The 15,993-nt window shown below is 63.4% G+C and carries 12 protein-coding genes; 1 reads left to right on the top strand and 11 read right to left on the bottom strand.

Annotated features, from left to right (window positions below):
* The first annotated feature begins 10 nt into the window (after window positions 1-10).
* A complete protein-coding gene (locus tag VG99_RS03010; RefSeq protein WP_044501398.1) occupies window positions 11-2,215 on the top strand; it encodes a YgiQ family radical SAM protein in 2,205 nt (734 codons plus the stop codon).
* A gap of 181 nt (window positions 2,216-2,396) precedes the next feature.
* Here the strand turns inward: VG99_RS03010 and VG99_RS03005 are convergent, their stop codons facing one another.
* The 11 genes from VG99_RS03005 to VG99_RS02955 all read right to left on the bottom strand — a co-directional run bounded on the left by VG99_RS03005 (window position 2,397) and on the right by VG99_RS02955 (window position 15,941).
* Complete coding sequence (locus VG99_RS03005; RefSeq protein ID WP_162182776.1) at window positions 2,397-5,168, bottom strand: response regulator; 2,772 nt, start codon at window positions 5,166-5,168, stop codon at window positions 2,397-2,399.
* A 136-nt stretch (window positions 5,169-5,304) separates the two neighbouring features.
* Window positions 5,305-6,585 carry a phosphoribosylamine--glycine ligase gene (gene purD / locus VG99_RS03000; protein ID WP_044498259.1) on the bottom strand — a complete coding sequence of 427 codons (1,281 nt, stop codon included), beginning with the start codon at window positions 6,583-6,585 and terminating at the stop codon, window positions 5,305-5,307.
* A 177-nt stretch (window positions 6,586-6,762) separates the two neighbouring features.
* Window positions 6,763-8,370 (bottom strand): bifunctional phosphoribosylaminoimidazolecarboxamide formyltransferase/IMP cyclohydrolase, encoded by a 1,608-nt coding sequence (gene purH / locus VG99_RS02995; protein ID WP_044498258.1) that lies wholly within the window; start codon window positions 8,368-8,370, stop codon window positions 6,763-6,765.
* A 61-nt stretch (window positions 8,371-8,431) separates the two neighbouring features.
* Entirely contained in the window at window positions 8,432-8,758 is a 327-nt protein-coding gene (fis, locus tag VG99_RS02990) for a DNA-binding transcriptional regulator Fis (protein ID WP_044498257.1), read from the bottom strand.
* The gene (gene dusB, locus VG99_RS02985) at window positions 8,755-9,771 is read right to left on the bottom strand and encodes a tRNA dihydrouridine synthase DusB (protein ID WP_420848274.1); all 1,017 of its coding nucleotides are present in this window, start codon (window positions 9,769-9,771) and stop codon (window positions 8,755-8,757) included. The genes fis and dusB overlap by 4 nt, the downstream gene beginning before the upstream one ends.
* Before the next feature lie 151 nt (window positions 9,772-9,922).
* Window positions 9,923-11,116, bottom strand: a complete 1,194-nt coding sequence (locus VG99_RS02980; protein WP_044498256.1) for a zinc-ribbon and DUF3426 domain-containing protein — start codon at window positions 11,114-11,116, stop codon at window positions 9,923-9,925.
* Between the two features lie 81 nt (window positions 11,117-11,197).
* Window positions 11,198-12,079 (bottom strand): 50S ribosomal protein L11 methyltransferase, encoded by an 882-nt coding sequence (prmA, locus tag VG99_RS02975; RefSeq protein ID WP_044498255.1) that lies wholly within the window; start codon window positions 12,077-12,079, stop codon window positions 11,198-11,200.
* Between the two features lie 133 nt (window positions 12,080-12,212).
* Window positions 12,213-13,553, bottom strand: coding sequence for an acetyl-CoA carboxylase biotin carboxylase subunit (gene accC / locus VG99_RS02970; RefSeq protein WP_044498254.1), 1,341 nt, complete (start codon window positions 13,551-13,553; stop codon window positions 12,213-12,215).
* Window positions 13,554-13,572: 19 nt separating this feature from the next.
* Complete coding sequence (gene accB, locus VG99_RS02965) at window positions 13,573-14,028, bottom strand: acetyl-CoA carboxylase biotin carboxyl carrier protein (RefSeq protein WP_044498253.1); 456 nt, start codon at window positions 14,026-14,028, stop codon at window positions 13,573-13,575.
* 33 nt (window positions 14,029-14,061) lie between these two features.
* On the bottom strand, window positions 14,062-14,505 hold the full coding sequence (gene aroQ / locus VG99_RS02960) for a type II 3-dehydroquinate dehydratase (RefSeq protein ID WP_044498252.1): 444 nt from the start codon (window positions 14,503-14,505) through the stop codon (window positions 14,062-14,064).
* A 260-nt stretch (window positions 14,506-14,765) separates the two neighbouring features.
* On the bottom strand, window positions 14,766-15,941 hold the full coding sequence (locus VG99_RS02955; RefSeq protein WP_044498251.1) for an NnrS family protein: 1,176 nt from the start codon (window positions 15,939-15,941) through the stop codon (window positions 14,766-14,768).
* Window positions 15,942-15,993: the final 52 nt, after the last annotated feature.

Below are 15,993 nucleotides of genomic sequence, written 5' to 3'. Positions count from 1 at the left end.
GGCACTTAGCATGCCGGCCGCCAGGCCGCTGTTCGATCATCCCCGCTATTGGGCCGAATGTTTCGGACCGGCGCCCTTTCTGCCGATGAGTCGCGCGGAAATGGACCAGCTCGGCTGGGACAGCTGCGACATCATCATCGTGACCGGGGATTCCTATGTGGATCACCCGTCCTTCGGCATGGCCATTATTGGCCGCCTGCTCGAAGCCCAGGGTTTCCGGGTAGGCATGATCAGTCAGCCGGACTGGCACAGCAAGGACGACTTCATGCAGTTGGGCAAGCCCAACCTGTTCTTCGGAGTCGCCGCTGGCAACATGGATTCGATGATCAACCGCTACACGGCCGATCGCAAGATCCGCTCCGATGATGCGTATACGGCGGGCGGCAAGGCCGGCAAACGCCCGGACCGGGCCAGCCTGTCCTACTGCCAGCGCTGCCGTGAGGCCTACAATGACGTGCCGGTGATCCTCGGTGGGATCGAGGCATCGCTACGGCGTATTGCCCATTACGATTATTGGCAGGACAAGGTCCGCCCGTCCTTGCTCATCAATACCAAGGCCGACATCCTCATCTATGGCAATGCCGAACGGGCGGTGGTAGAAGTGGCCCATCGCCTCAGCCGCGGCGAGCCGGTGGCCAGCCTGACGGATATCCGTGGCACTGCCTTTATCCGCAAGGATACCCCCGAGGGCTGGTTCGAGCTCGATTCCACCCGGGTTGATCGCCCGGGCCGCATCGACAAGATCATCAACCCCTACGTCAACACCCAGGACACTACTGCCTGTGCGGTGGAGCAGGCCAAGGAAGGGGAAGCGCAGGAGGCTGTGGCGGACTCCGATGTGCAAGTGGTTGAACTGCTGCACCACCCGCGGCTGGAACGCGACCGCACAGTGATCCGTTTGCCGTCCTACGAGAAGGTACGCAACGATCCGGTTCTCTACGCCCACGCCAACCGCGTTCTGCACCTGGAAACCAACCCCGGCAATGCCCGGGCGTTGGTGCAGCGCCACGGCGAGCGGGATGTCTGGTTCAACCCGCCGCCCATCCCGCTGAGCACCGAAGAAATGGACTACGTGTTCGGCTTGCCCTTCGCGCGCACGCCCCATCCGGCCTATGGCGACGCGAAGATCCCCGCCTACGACATGATTCGCTTCTCGGTGAACATCATGCGCGGCTGCTTTGGCGGCTGTACTTTCTGTTCCATTACCGAGCATGAAGGTCGCATCATCCAGAGCCGGTCCCATGAGTCCATCCTCAACGAGATCGAGGAAATTCGCGACAAGGTGCCGGGCTTTACCGGGACCATTTCCGATCTCGGTGGGCCGACGGCCAACATGTACCGCCTGGCCTGCAAGAGCCCGGAAATCGAGGCGTCCTGCCGCAAGCCGTCCTGCGTCTGGCCGGGTGTGTGCGACAACCTGAACACCGATCACTCCTCGCTGGTCGGCCTGTACCGCAAGGCCCGGGAGCTGCCAGGGGTCAAGCGTATCCTCATCGCTTCGGGGCTGAGGTACGACCTGGCGGTGCGCTCACCGGAATACGTCAAGGAGCTGGTCACCCACCATGTCGGTGGTTACCTGAAGATCGCCCCCGAGCACACGGAAGAAGGCCCGCTGTCGAAGATGATGAAGCCGGGCATCGGCACCTACGACACCTTCAAGCGGATGTTCGAGAAGTACAGCAAGGAAGCGGGCAAGGAGCAGTACCTGATCCCTTACTTCATCGCAGCCCATCCGGGTACCAGCGATGAGGACATGATGAACCTGGCGCTCTGGCTCAAGCGCAGCGGCTTTCGCGCCGACCAGGTGCAGGCGTTCTACCCGTCGCCCATGGCCACCGCCACGGCCATGTACCACTCCGGCAAGAACCCGCTGCGCAAGGTGGGGTACAAGTCCGAGGAGGTGGGCATCGTCAAGGGCGAGAAGCAGCGCCGGCTGCACAAGGCCTTCCTGCGTTACCACGATGCGAAGAACTGGCCGCTGCTGCGTGAAGCGCTCAAGGAAATGGGGCGCAGCGACCTGATCGGCAATACCAAGCAGCATCTGATCCCGACCTACCAGCCGGCGGTCGAGGGCTACCAGAACGCGCGGCGCAAGCCGTCCAGCGAGGCGGGCGGCCCCAGGGCCGGCCGGCTGTTGACCCAGCACACCGGGCTACCCCCGCGGGAAACCGGTGCGGCCAAGGGCAAGCGGCGCGGGGCACGTCCCCAGCGCTGACGCTATGGCGGTCATTGAGGGATTTCAATGGCTGCATCGGGCGGGTCGGAGCATCATGGTGGGCAGTTCAACAGGAGGAGCTGCCCATGTCGTTCAAAATACTCGTCAATACCGTGCTCGCCAACTATGCCGCGGCCACTACCGGGGCGGCAGCTGTACAGGCGGACCTGCAGGCCGAACGCTAGTTCGGTTCGGCCCGGGCCGAGCGCTGTTCCTTCCAGTAATCCAGCAGGGACTTCAGCTGCGCCAGGTCAATGGGCTTGGCCATATGGCCGTTCATACCGGAGCGGCGTGCCCGCTCCCGGTGCTCGGGCAGGATGTGCGCGGTCAGCGCAATGATGGGAATCGGCGCGATTGCGTGCTGCTGTTCCCAGCGGCGGATCTGCTCGGTCGCGGTGAAGCCGTCCATTTCCTGCATCTCGCAGTCCATCAGCACCAGATCAAAATTACCCTGGGTGACCGCTTCCACGGCATCCCGCCCGTTGCTCACTGCCTCGCAATCGACCTTCAGCTTCGACAACATGCCCTGAATCACCCGGGTAGACACCACATTATCTTCCGCCACCAGTACCAGGAAGTCGGCCTGCTCCGAGGATGGCTTCAGCTCCCGGCGCGGCGCGGCGTCCGCCTGTTCGCGGCGCTGCAACCAGCCATCAATCAGCGCGGACCGTAGCGCCTGACCGGACACCGGCTTGTTCAATACCCGGTGGATGCCGGCATTGCGGGCCACGATACGACTGGGCAGCTGGTTCATACCGGTCAACATGAACACCAGCAGATCGTTGCCGATGATGGGGTCGTCCTTTACCTTGCTGGCCAGCTCCAGCCCCGTCATGCCAGGCATGGACTGGTCCACGATGAGAATGTCGAAGGGGGCATCCAGGTTGGCCTGGGCGCGGAGCATGGCCAAGGCCTCACGTCCGCTGGAGGCGGTACGGGGCGCCATCTGCCACGCGCTGGTCTGTTGCTGCAGGACCTTGCGGCAGGTCGCATTGTCATCGACGATCAGGATACTGCGATCAATGAGGCACTGGCCCTGTTGATCCACGCCGACCGAGCCTTCGATAAACCGCGCCGGTAACGACACCCAGACGGTAGTGCCCTGGGTCGTACCCGTACCCACCAGGCTGCCCGCGCCCTCCTTGATGCCCAGCTGGCCGTCCATCATGCGGATCAGCTGCTGGGAGATGTACAGCGACAGCTGCCCCTGGCCCTCGAGCATGCGCAGCAACCGCTCGTTCGGGCCGGAGCTATCCAACAGGCTGCTGCGCGATTCCTCGCTCATGCCGTGGCCGCTGTCCTGGATCGCCAAGCGCAGCAGGGGACGGTCCGTGCCCTGGCGTTCAAGGCCGACCGCAAGCAGGATTTCGCCTTCGTCGGTGTGCAGGGTGGCGTTGTTCAGCAAACTCATGATCACCTGGCGCAGCCGGGTGGGATCGCCTTCCATGAACTGGGGGACATCGGGGTGGGTGAAGCCGATGAGTTCGATGGGTTGGCTGGCAAGACGATGGCGGTGGTTTTCCAGGCAATCATTGATTACCGCATGCAGGTCGAACCGCAGGTTATCGAGCGCCAGTTGGCCGGACTCCAGGCGGGAGATGTCGAGAATGTTGTTGATCAGCCCGAGCAGCTCCGCGCCCGAGCCGTGGATGGTCTGGACATAGTCCCGTTGCTTGGCTGACAGGGCGGTATTGAGCAGCAGCTCGGACATCCCCAGTACGCCATTCATGGGTGTACGGATTTCATGGCTGATCCGTGCGAGAAACTCCGCGCGGGCATTGCGTTGGGCGAGCAGGGCGGTGTCCTCGTGCCGCTGCCGGATGCGCCTGATCATGTTGCGCTGGACGCGGCGATACAGGCTGCCGGCGTAGCAGACCAGGGCGCTCCAGACGAGAAAGTCGACCAGATGCCGGTTGAGATCGTGGGGCGGCAGACCCAGCACCTGGGCGAGCAGCCAGCTACCGATCAGCAACAGGGTACCGCCGAGGAACAAGCGGTCGATCTGCTCGCGGCGCCACAGCATGACGGCGCTCAGCAACAGCATGGTCAGCGGCAAGCCGATACGAATGGTTGAGAGCAGCGGCTCCAGCAGCTCAGGCATGGCAATACTGAGCATCAGCAGGACGGCGCCGATCAGCAGGATAACAATGCGCTCGGCGCGATCGCCCGATGTGCCAGGAGTGGGATAGAGGCCATGCAGGGTAGCCGCCAGCACGGACAGGCCGGCCAGTTGCAACAGCGCGCCGGTGCGGCCCTGGAGAAACGCCCAGTTGTGCAGGGCCCAACCCACGCTGCTGAGGCTGCTCAAGCTGAACAGCAGCGCGCTGACCGCCATCAGCAGATGCAGGGGATCCCGGCGCAGCAGACCTTGCAGTAGGCAGTTGAGGGCCAGCCCCAATAGCAGCCCTACCAGCATCCCCTGCAGAGCCTGCTGATAGGTATGAATGCGGCTGGCTTCGCTAAGCGGGTCCAGGCTGATATGGGTGCTGGCTGCATAGTCGTTCTGCAACCGGATAAACAGCTTCTGCTCGGCGGTCCCCTGCACGTTGATTGGGAAAGCAAACCCCTCGTGGGGCAGGGGGACCGCCATCCGGTCAGCCGCGACCCCGCCGGTAAAAGCCGTGCGCAGCACATTGTCCCGGAGCGCGTATACATTGATGCGGGCAATGCTCGGGTTATGCAGTTCCAGCAGATAGGTATCCTGGTGCTGCAAGGGCACCTGAATCCAGAGGGCGGCGGCCCCGCCGGGCAACTTGACCGGCCCTTCGGTACCGGGCACGAACAGGTTGGCGTAACGGTTGGAAAGAATATCGTTGAGTACCAGCTGGCCGCTGGTATCGATGAAGGTCTGATAGCCCAAGAGCGATGCGCTGACGGCATGGGCTCCCTGGTTGCCGATAAGCAGGCACAGGCCCACCAGACTGGCACACAACAACCTGAGAGTCTGCTTCAATTTCTTCTGTCCTGTCCTTGGGCAATGAACGACCATTCTGGGGAGGTGCAGGAGCAAGCGCAAGGCTGGCCCGATGATATTTCTCCGGGCTCGCCATCAGCCCGCCGCCCGGTCCACCGGCCGGCGGGCCCACCTTTCAGCTTTCCCGTTCGATGGCGCGGTAACCGATATCAGAACGATAGAAACAGCCGTCCCAGTTGATCCGGGTTGCCAGCGCATAGGCGTTCTGTTGCGCCGCCTTGACGTTGTCACCCAGTGCCGTGGCACAGAGTACCCGGCCGCCCTGGGTCACGACAGCGCCGTTGGTCAGGGAAGTACCGGCGTGGAACACTTTACCGAGCGGGCTGACCGCTTGCTCCAAACCGTTTATGGCAATGCCCTTGCGGTAATCACCCGGATAGCCGCCGGCCGCCAGGACCACACCCAGGCTGGGCCGTGGATCCCAGTGGGCCTCGGTACGATCCAGTTCGCCGGCGAGGGCGGCCTCGACCAGTTCGACCAGGCTGCTCTGCAGGCGCAGCATGATCGGCTGGGTCTCCGGGTCGCCAAACCGGCAGTTGAATTCGATTACCTTGGGTGCGCCGGATGGATCGATCATCAGGCCGGCATAGAGGAAGCCGGTATAGACGTTGCCTTCGGCTGCCATGCCGCGAACGGTTGGCCAGATCACCTCATCCATCACCCGTTGGTGTACCGCATCGGTGACGACCGGAGCGGGGGAGTAGGCGCCCATACCGCCGGTATTGGGGCCGGTATCGCCGTCGCCGACCCGCTTGTGATCCTGGCTGGTGGCCATGGGCAGCACGTTCTCACCGTCGACCATGACGATGAAGCTGGCTTCCTCGCCCTCCAGAAACTCCTCGATCACCACCCGCGACCCGGCATCGCCGAAGGCGTTGCCGGCCAGCATGTCGGTGACCGCTGCTTCGGCTTCTTCGAGGGTCATGGCGACGATCACGCCCTTGCCCGCCGCCAGGCCGTCGGCCTTGATGACGATAGGGGCACCTTGCTCCCGCAGGTAGGTCAGGGCCGGCTCGACTTCGGTGAAGTTGGCGTAGGCGGCGGTGGGAATGGCGTGGCGGGCGAGAAAATCCTTGGTAAAGGCCTTGGAGCCTTCCAGCTGGGCGGCGCCGGCGGTGGGGCCATAGCACTTGAGGCCGCGCTCGCGGAACAGATCGACCACGCCAGCCACCAGCGGGGCCTCCGGGCCGACAATGGTCAGGGCGACATTGGCGGCAGCAAAGTCGGCCAGCTTGTCCAGCTCCAGCACGTCGATGGCGACGTTTTCGCACTTGGCTTCGGTCGCCGTGCCGGCGTTGCCGGGTGCGACAAATACCTTCTCGACGCGCTCATCCTGCGCTACTTTCCACGCCAGTGCGTGCTCACGCCCGCCACTGCCGATAATCAATACGTTCATCTGTCGTTCCTCAGAAGAATGAGATCGTTTTCCCAACCATTCGGCAAAAGGTCGCGATCAAGCTGGTAGATGCAAGGCGCCCGGGGCTTTGACAAGCGCAGTTGCCAGGTGGCAATGAGCATTGGCGAAGTCACGGGCAACGCAGCAGATGCCGGCTTCAGCGCGGCCGTACCCTATTCAGTGGCGGAAGTGGCGCATGCCGGTGAACACCATGGCAATGCCAGCTTCATCCGCGGCGTCGATCACTTCCTGGTCGCGCATCGAGCCGCCAGGCTGGATCACCGCGCGGATGCCGACGGCGGCGGCATTGTCGATGCCATCGCGGAACGGGAAGAAGGCGTCGGAGGCCATGACCGCCCCCTCGACCTGCAGGCCGGCATGTTCGGCCTTGATGGCGGCGATGCGGGCGGAGTTGACCCGGCTCATCTGGCCGGCGCCGACACCGATGGTCTGGCGATTGCTCGCATAGACAATGGCGTTGGATTTGACGAACTTGGCCACCTTCCAGGCAAAGATCAGGTCATGGATTTCCTGTTCGGTCGGCGCGCGCTTGGTCACGACCTTGAGATCGGCTTCGGTGATCATGCCGGTATCCCGGCTCTGCACCAGCAGCCCGCCATTGACGCGCTTGTAGTCCAGGTCCTGGATCCGTTCGGCCGGCCACTGCCCGCATTCGAGCAGCCGCACGTTGGCCTTGGCAGCGACCACTTCACGGGCCTCGGCGCTGACGCTGGGAGCAATAATGACCTCGACAAACTGGCGCTCGACGATGGCCTTGGCCGTCTCGGCATCCAGTTCGCGGTTGAAGGCGATGATGCCGCCGAAGGCCGATTCGCTGTCGGTGGCAAAGGCCAGTTCGTAGGCCTTGCGGATGCCACCGTCGGTTTCCGGTACCACGGCCACACCGCAGGGGTTGGCGTGCTTGACGATGACGCAGGCTGGCTTGCTGAAGCTCTTCACACACTCCAGCGCCGCATCGGTGTCGGCCACGTTGTTGTAGGACAGCTCCTTGCCCTGCAACTGGGTAGCGGTGGCGATGCACGCCTCCGCCGGCTGCGCTTCCCGGTAGAAGGCCGCGCTCTGGTGCGGGTTCTCGCCGTAGCGCATGTCCTGGGCCTTGATGAACTGGGCATTGAAGGTGCGCGGGAAGGCAGCGCGGTCGTCAGTGCTCAGGGTATCGCGGCCCTGGTCGATGGTGCCCAGGTAGTTGGCGATCATGCCGTCATAGGCGGCGGTGTGCTCGAAGGCCTTGAGCGCCAGGTCGAAACGCTGGGCGTAGGTCAGGCCGCCATCCTTGAGGCTGGCCAGCACGCTTGCATAGTCGCTGGCGTTGACCACGATGGCGACGTCCTTGTGGTTCTTCGCTGCCGAGCGGACCATGGTCGGGCCGCCGATATCGATGTTCTCGATCGCATCGGGCAGGGTGCAGCCCGGCTTGGCCACGGTGGCAGCGAAGGGATAGAGGTTGACCACCACCATGTCGATCGGCTGGATGCCGTGTTCGGCCATGACCGCCCCATCCAGGTCACGGCGGCCGAGGATGCCACCATGGATCTTCGGATGCAGCGTCTTCACCCGGCCGTCCATCATTTCCGGGAAGCCGGTGTAATCAGCGACTTCGACGGCATCGATGGCATTGTCACGCAGCAGCTTGTAGGTGCCGCCGGTGGACAGGATTTCCACGCCCAGGGCACTGAGTTGTTGGGCGAAGTCGACGATACCGGTCTTGTCCGAGACACTGATCAGCGCACGGCGTACCGGCAGGCGGGTGGTTTGGTCGGTCATCTTGGTCCATATCCTGTTGGTGAAAGCAGCGTCACACTGCAAGCGAAAGGCGTCGGGCTGCTCAGAGCAGGCCGTATTGTTTGAGTTTCTTGCGCAGGGTGCCCCGGTTCAGCCCCAGCACCTCCGAGGCGCGGGTCTGGTTACCCCGCACGTAGTCCATGACGCTCTCCAGCAGTGGCGCTTCGATCTCCGCCAGCACCATGTTGTAGACGTCGGTCACATCCTGGCCATCCAGGTGTTCGAAGTAGTTGCGCAGCGCCTGCTCGACACTGTCACGCAGGGTCCGCGAGCCGGCCAGGGGCTCGCTAGGGGGGCAGGATAATTCTGCCTCGGGGGTATCGCTCACGGGAAGGGTTCCGTCGATCTGGGAAGTGTTCAGTTGGTTCATGCCGCGAGGCCTCCGTCCATCAAGCGGTTGAAGAAATCGGCGATGGCCTGGCGCTGCTGGGCACCACACTCCATGCGGTTGAAGCCGCGGCGAAACTCTTCCGCCCCCGGCAGGGCTTCGAGCTGCCAGCCAACATGCTTGCGGGCGATACGCACGCCTTGCTGCGGGCCGTAGAACTCGTGCAGGGCATCAAGGTGCTGCAGCAGCAGTGACTGTTGCCAGGCCAGCCCCGGTTCGGGGAGCTGCTCGCCGTGCTGCAGATAGTGTTCAATTTCCCGGAAGATCCAGGGACGACGCTGGGCAGCGCGGCCAATCATGACGGCGTCGGCCCCGGTCTGCCGCAGCACCTGGCTGGCCTTCTCCGGCGAGTCGATATCGCCATTGGCGAACAGCGGGATGGAGATAGCCTCACGGATGCGGGCGATGGTGGCGTATTCCGCTTCGCCGGTATACAGCTCGCTACGGGTTCGGCCATGGACCGCCAGGGCCTGAATGCCGCTCTGCTCGGCGATGCGGGCGATCTCCACCCCGTTGCGGTGCGCAGGCTCCCAACCAGTGCGGATCTTCAGCGTTACCGGAATATCCACCGCCGCGACCACTGCCTCGAGAATATCGGTCACCAAACGCTCGTCACGTAGCAGTGCGGAGCCGGCGGCCTTGTTACAAACCTTCTTCGCCGGGCAGCCCATGTTGATGTCGATAATCTGGGCCCCATTGTCGCGGTTCATGCGGGCGGCGTCGGCCATCATCTGCGGATCGCCACCGGCAATCTGCACCGAACGGGGCGCCGGTTCGCCACTGTGGTCCAGGCGCTGCCGGGATTTGCGGCTATGCCACAGGCGGGTATCGCTGGTCACCATTTCCGACACCACCAGTCCGGCGCCCAGTTCGCGGCACATGACACGGAACGGACGGTCGGTCACCCCGGCCATGGGGGCCAGGATAGCGCGACTGGTTAACTGATAGGAGCCGATGCTGATCACTGCAGGTCCATCCCTGTACTCGCTGGTCAATGGTATACGCCCCAAAACCGCAGGCGTGTTCGGGCAGGGTCAGAAAAGTGAAGAGGGCCGCTATCATACCTGCTACCGATGACCATATAAAGTCTGTTCTGGCTGATATTTGATCAATGGATCGGCGGGGTCGCACTGACCCCGCTCCGGATCAGGGGCTGAGGAACTCCAGGCTGTAACCGCTGGCCTGGGGCCCTGGATCGAGCATGCTCAGGCCAACATGGATGGGCGTCTGCGGCGGCATCAAGCGCACCCCGGCCAGCTCGCCCGATAGATATTCTTCCGGCCGGAAGCGGCGACTGGCAACATCGTGGCCCCCCGCATCGGTGAACTGCATCTGCAGCACCGGAAACGGCTGTTCGAAATCCGCGCGGTTGTACAGGATCACGTCGATCGCCAGGGCATTGGGAAATTCCGGGTGTTGCCGTACCAGCAGGTTGGCGCTGCGGATGCGGCTGATATCCACCCGCGCCGGCAGCTCGCACTGGGCCAGGAAGCACAGATTTTCCAGCAGCGGCCGGCTGCGCTGGTCCCGGGCCAGGGCGTCGAAATGGTAATAGACAAATTGCGCCGGCAGGGCGAGCAGCGCCAGCAGGCAGAGGCCGCCCCACAACCAGGGCCGCTGGCGCGGCCGCGGTGGCGTCGACTCCAGCAGGACATCATCCAGGTCCGCCCACAGCAGCGGGTTGATCACCGGCTCCCGGCGGTCGGTTGCCGCTTCATCAGCGTCAACATCGCGCGCCGCCGCGGCTGGCCGCGGCGGCGGCGCGATAGCAGTGATGGCTGGCTCGGCAGCGGGGGGCGTTGGCAGAGGACGATCGGTGGGTTGGTCGCGGCGGAAGATGCCGCGGTCGGTATAGCTCTCATCAACCGGGCGCAGGCTTTCTATGCCGAGCCGGTTATGGTCAAAGTCCGGCCCGAAATCCTGCGCCGGGGGCGTGGCGAGAAAATCCTCATGCAGGTCGCCGAAGCTGTCGGCCGGTGGGGCGTCTGCTGCAGCCGCTGGGCTTGGCGCGGGCGAGGCGGGTTGCGCGTCTTCCAGGCCGGTGCGTTGATGGCCGGTCATGCTGCCCGGGTTGACCTCGTCAATGATCGACTCATCCAGCCCCAGGGCTTTCAGGTCCGGCTCGTCCAGGTCATCGTCCAGCAGTGACGAGGACGGGGCCGCAGCGGGCGGCGGAGGGGGAATCGGCGTGGGCGCTGGTGGCACGGTAGTGGCTGCTGCTTGGAACACTTCCAGGCAGGCCCCACAGCGCACATTGCCGGCGGCGACCTGCAATTGTTCCGGGGTCAGCCGGAAGCGGGTCTGGCAATAAGGGCATTGGGTGACCAGCGGCTCGCTCATTAGAATCCTTCTCGGGCGATGAATCGGGACAGCAGCGCAGGGCGATCTGGAAGATATTGTGCCCGCAAGCGCGCCCCGGCGCTACGCGCGGCGCACGCCGCTGACCCGAATCCAGTCATCCTTGTCCGCCACCGGATCCAGTTCGAATGCGTCGCGATAGGCAGCGAGGATCTCCTCGGTCTGCTCGGCGAGGATGCCGGATAGGGCGATGCGCCCGCCGGGCTTGACCAGGCTGGCCAACTGCGGGGCCAGGCTGACCAGGGGGCCAGCAAGAATATTGGCCACCAGGACATCCGCCGGGGCGGCTGGCATGTCCGCCGGCAAATACAGCGGTAGTCGCTCGTCTGCCAAGCGGTTGCGTTGGGCATTGTCCCGGGAGGCTTCCAGCGCCTGGGGGTCGATATCGGTGCCGGTTACCCGTTCGGCCCCCAGCAGCAGGGCGGCGATGGCGAGGATGCCCGAGCCGCAACCAAAATCGATCACCTGCAGGTCATTCAGTTCCTGGCTATCGAGCCATTCCAGGCACAATGCGGTGGTGGGGTGGGTGCCAGTGCCAAAGGCCAGGCCGGGGTCCAGCAGCAGGTTTACTGCGTCCGGCTCCGGCGCTTCGTGCCAGCTGGGCACTATCCACAGGCGGCGGCCAAAGCGCATGGGCTTGAAGTTGTCCATCCAGCTGCGTTCCCAATCCTGGTCGGCGATCTCTTCGAGCTGGTGTTCCGGCAACGTGCCCGGCCACAGCTGGCGTAGCTGATCGAGCAACCCCTGCTGGTCGCTATCGGCTTCGAAGAGCGCCAGCAGATGGGTGTGCGACCACAGCGGCGTGGTGCCCAGGTCGGGCTCGAAGATGGGCTGGTCCTCGGCGTCCATGAAGGTCACCGATACGGCGCCCAGCCCGAGCAGCAGATCCTCCATCGGCTCGGCCTGCTCGGGAGTGATGGCAAGACGCAGTTGTAACCAGGGCATAGGGGCTTCCTTGGGGAGGGCTTCAGGCTGTCAGCGATCAGCCCAAAGCGAAAAACAAAAGGGAGCGACAGGTCGCTCCCCAAAACGCGCATCATACTCCGTGCGCTTGCAGCTTGCAGCTTGCAGCTGCTGCTCAGCTGATACCCAGCTTGTGCTCCAGGTAGTGAATGTTCACACCACCCTTGCAGAACTCGGCATCACGCACCAACTCGCGGTGCAGCGGGGTGTTGGTCTTGATACCGTCCACTACCAGCTCGTCCAGGGCGTTGCGCATGCGCATCATGGCTTCGTCCCGAGTGGCACCGTAGGTAATCAGCTTGCCGATCAACGAATCGTAGTTCGGCGGTACCTTGTAGCCGCTGTACAGGTGTGAATCCACCCGCACGCCATTACCACCGGGTGCATGGAAGAAGGTCACAGTACCTGGGCTCGGCAGGAAGCTGTTCGGGTCTTCGGCGTTGATCCGGCATTCGATGGCGTGGCCGCGGATGACCACGTCTTCCTGCTTGATGCTCAGCGGCTCGCCAGCGCAGACGCGAATCTGCTCCTTGACGATGTCGATGCCGGTGACCATTTCCGAAATCGGATGCTCCACCTGAATCCGGGTGTTCATCTCGATGAAGAAGAACTCGCCGTTTTCATAGAGGAACTCGAAGGTGCCGGCGCCGCGGTAACCCAGATCGATACAGGCCTGTACACAACGGGCCTGAACCTCGGCGCGGGCCTTCTCATCGATACCGGGGGCTGGTGCTTCCTCGATGATCTTCTGGTGGCGACGCTGCAGGGAGCAGTCGCGGTCGCCCAGGTGGATGGCGTGGCCCTGGCCGTCGGACAGTACCTGCACTTCCACGTGACGCGGGTTGGTCAGGAATTTTTCCAGGTAGACCATGGGGTTGCCGAAGGCAGCGCCCGCTTCGGTGCGGGTCAGGCGGATCGACTTGATCAGGTCTTCTTCCTTGTGCACCACGCGCATGCCGCGACCACCACCGCCACCGGCGGCCTTGATGATCACCGGATAGCCGACCCGACGGCCGATCTTCAGGCACTCTTCCTCGTTCTCGGGCAGCGGTCCATCGGAGCCGGGTACGGTCGGTACGCCGGTCTTCTTCATGGCGGCAATCGCCGACACCTTGTCACCCATCAGGCGGATCACCTCGGCGCTGGGGCCGATAAAGGTGAAGCCGGAGTTCTCGATCTGCTCGGCGAAGTCGGCGTTTTCCGCGAGGAATCCATAGCCGGGGTGGATGCCGTCGGCACCGGTCACCTCGGCAGCGCTGATGATGCGCGGAATGTTCAGGTACGACTCGGTCGCGATCGCCGGGCCGATGCAGACGGTTTCGTCAGCCATCGCCAGGTGCATGAGTTCGCGGTCGGCAGTGGAATGCACTGCCACGGTCTTCAACCCCAGCTCTTTGCAGGCGCGGATGATGCGCAGTGCAATTTCGCCGCGGTTGGCTATGAGTACTTTCTGCATCGCAGCCTCCGGGTCGGGCTCAGGCGATGCTGAACAGGGGTTGATCGAATTCTACCGGCTGGCCGTTATCCACCAGGATGGCCTGGATGACGCCGGTCTTGTCCGCTTCGATGTGGTTCATCATTTTCATGGCTTCAACGATGCACAGCACGTCGCCGGCCTTGACGGTCTGGCCGACTTCAACAAAGGAAGGCGACTCGGGCGACGGCGAGCGGTAGAAGGTGCCGACCATCGGCGAGCGAACCAGGTGACCGGAGGGCTCGGCCGGCGCGGCTTCAGCGGCCGGGGCAGCGGCAGCAGGCGCAGCGGCGGGAGCCGGCGCGGCAACCGGCGCCTGGAAGTATTGCTGAGGCATGGCGACCTGCTGGCTGTGCCGGCTGATCCGCACGGATTCTTCGCCTTCGTGAATTTCCAGCTCGTCGATGCCGGACTCTTCAAGCAGTTCGATGAGTTTCTTTACTTTGCGGATATCCATTGGTTCTTGCGCTCCAGGGCAATGTGGGTCAATTCAATGTTGTTCGAGTTTGCGTACAGCCGCTTGCAGAGCCAGCGCATAGCCTTCAGCTCCCAGTCCGCAGATGACTCCCTCGGCGATGTCCGAAAAATAGGAGTGATGGCGGAAAGGTTCGCGTCTGTACACATTGGAAAGATGCACTTCGATGAATGGGATGCTCACCGCCAGCAATGCGTCACGTATTGCGACGCTGGTATGGGTAAAGGCGGCCGGATTGATGATGATGAAGTCGATTGCCTCGTTACGGGCGGCATGGATGCGGTCGATCAGCACATGTTCGGCGTTGCTTTGCAGCGCCTCCAGCTGGTGACCATCACGCTCGGCCTGCTCAATCAGGCGACTGTTGATCTGCGCCAGGGTGACCGCGCCGTAGACACCGGGTTCGCGGCTACCGAGCAGGTTGAGATTGGGTCCATGCAGAACCAGGAAGCTGGCCATTCAGAATATTCCGGGCGTTGGTTGGCAATTGACTCGACGGTCATCAATGGGCGGAGAGTTTGCCGGATTCGATGGGAGCTGTCCAGAAGCAGTGGTATGCCTCCAGATGCCAGCATGATGGCCGGATTTTTGCGGAAATTGCTCGGAATGGTGGATCTGCTGGGCTGCGATCCCTCTGCCCTGGTCCCTATCCCGCGAGGGAGAGAGGGGAGACGGGGAGAGGGACCGAGACGAAGATCGAGAGGGGCAGCGAGCCGGCGTCAGCCCGGCTTCCCATCCGGCCGTGGCGCCAGCAGAATCGGCGCGTAATACCAGACGAACAGTCCGAAGGCTGTTGCCCAGCACAGGCTGGCCAACCAGAAGCCGGTCTGCGGGAGGGGAATGCTCAACCATACCCGCAGGGGCACCGCCAGGTTGAGCAGAATGAAGGCCAGGCTCATTGCCGCCGGCGGTTGCAGAGGGCGACCGGTATGGCCGAGGCTGACCCGGGAAATCATCGCCAGGATCATCCCGGCCATACCGCCGATGGCCAGCAGGTGGGTGGCCTGGCTGAAGCCGCCGAACCAGCCGCCGTGCCACAAGGCCATGGCAATCAGCGCCAGGGCCAGCCAGGCATAGGACAGGTGCAGGGACCAGAGCAGCGGCACCGTCCAGAGCTGCGGATGATGCCAGCGCAGCAGGCGGACGATATGCCCCAGGCCGAGCAGCAGGTAGATAGGTGCCTGCCAGGGCGACGGCACCAGGCCCACGCCGCTGAGCATCAACAGCGCCACCAGAATGCTGCCCGCCATGAGCAGGTTGTCCAGTCGCGGCCAGGCTGCGACCGGTTCCTGCAATCCGAGACCACGCTGGGTGAAGAAGGGAATCACGCGGCCGCCGATCAGCCCCATCAACCCGGCAATCAACCAGAGTGCCGCTACCGCGCCGTGGCGCTGCAGCGCAAAATCGCTGCGCTCCAGCCCGATCAATGCCAGCAGGTTGCAGAAGCTGAGCAACAATAGCATCAGCACGATGGGGTAATTGCGGGTCTGGCGCACCTTCCATAATGATTGGCCGATGGCCAGGGCCACCAGGGGCAGAAATAGCAGATCGACCGGAATGAGCAGCCAGTGGGGGGCGCCGAACAGCCAGAGCAGACGCCCAGCCAGCCAGAGCCCAGCCAACAACAGCACTGGTGTCCCGGTCAGTGCCGGCACGCCGGTCCAGGCCTGGATGGCGGTCAACAGAAAGCCGGCAACGATGGCGACGCCAAACCCGAACACCATTTCATGCCGATGCCAGGCCAGCCAGCCGCCTGCGGGGTTCAGGTCGACATGGCCGAAGAAAGCGGCAATCCACAGCGGGATGGCAAACACGGCAAACAGGCTGCCCGCGAGGAACAAGGGGCGAAAGCCCAATGCAAACAGCACGGGTAGGGAGGTAGGACGGTCCGGCATGAAAATCTCCTGGTTGCTTGTTATGCTCTTTGCGCGCCTGAATCAGGCAACG

The sequence above is a fragment of the Pseudomonas saudimassiliensis genome (assembly GCF_000939975.1).
GTDB classification, from domain to species: domain Bacteria; phylum Pseudomonadota; class Gammaproteobacteria; order Pseudomonadales; family Pseudomonadaceae; genus Halopseudomonas; species Halopseudomonas saudimassiliensis.
The sequence above is the reverse complement of the archived record's forward strand: the minus strand, read 5'-3'. Positions and strand labels throughout refer to the sequence as shown.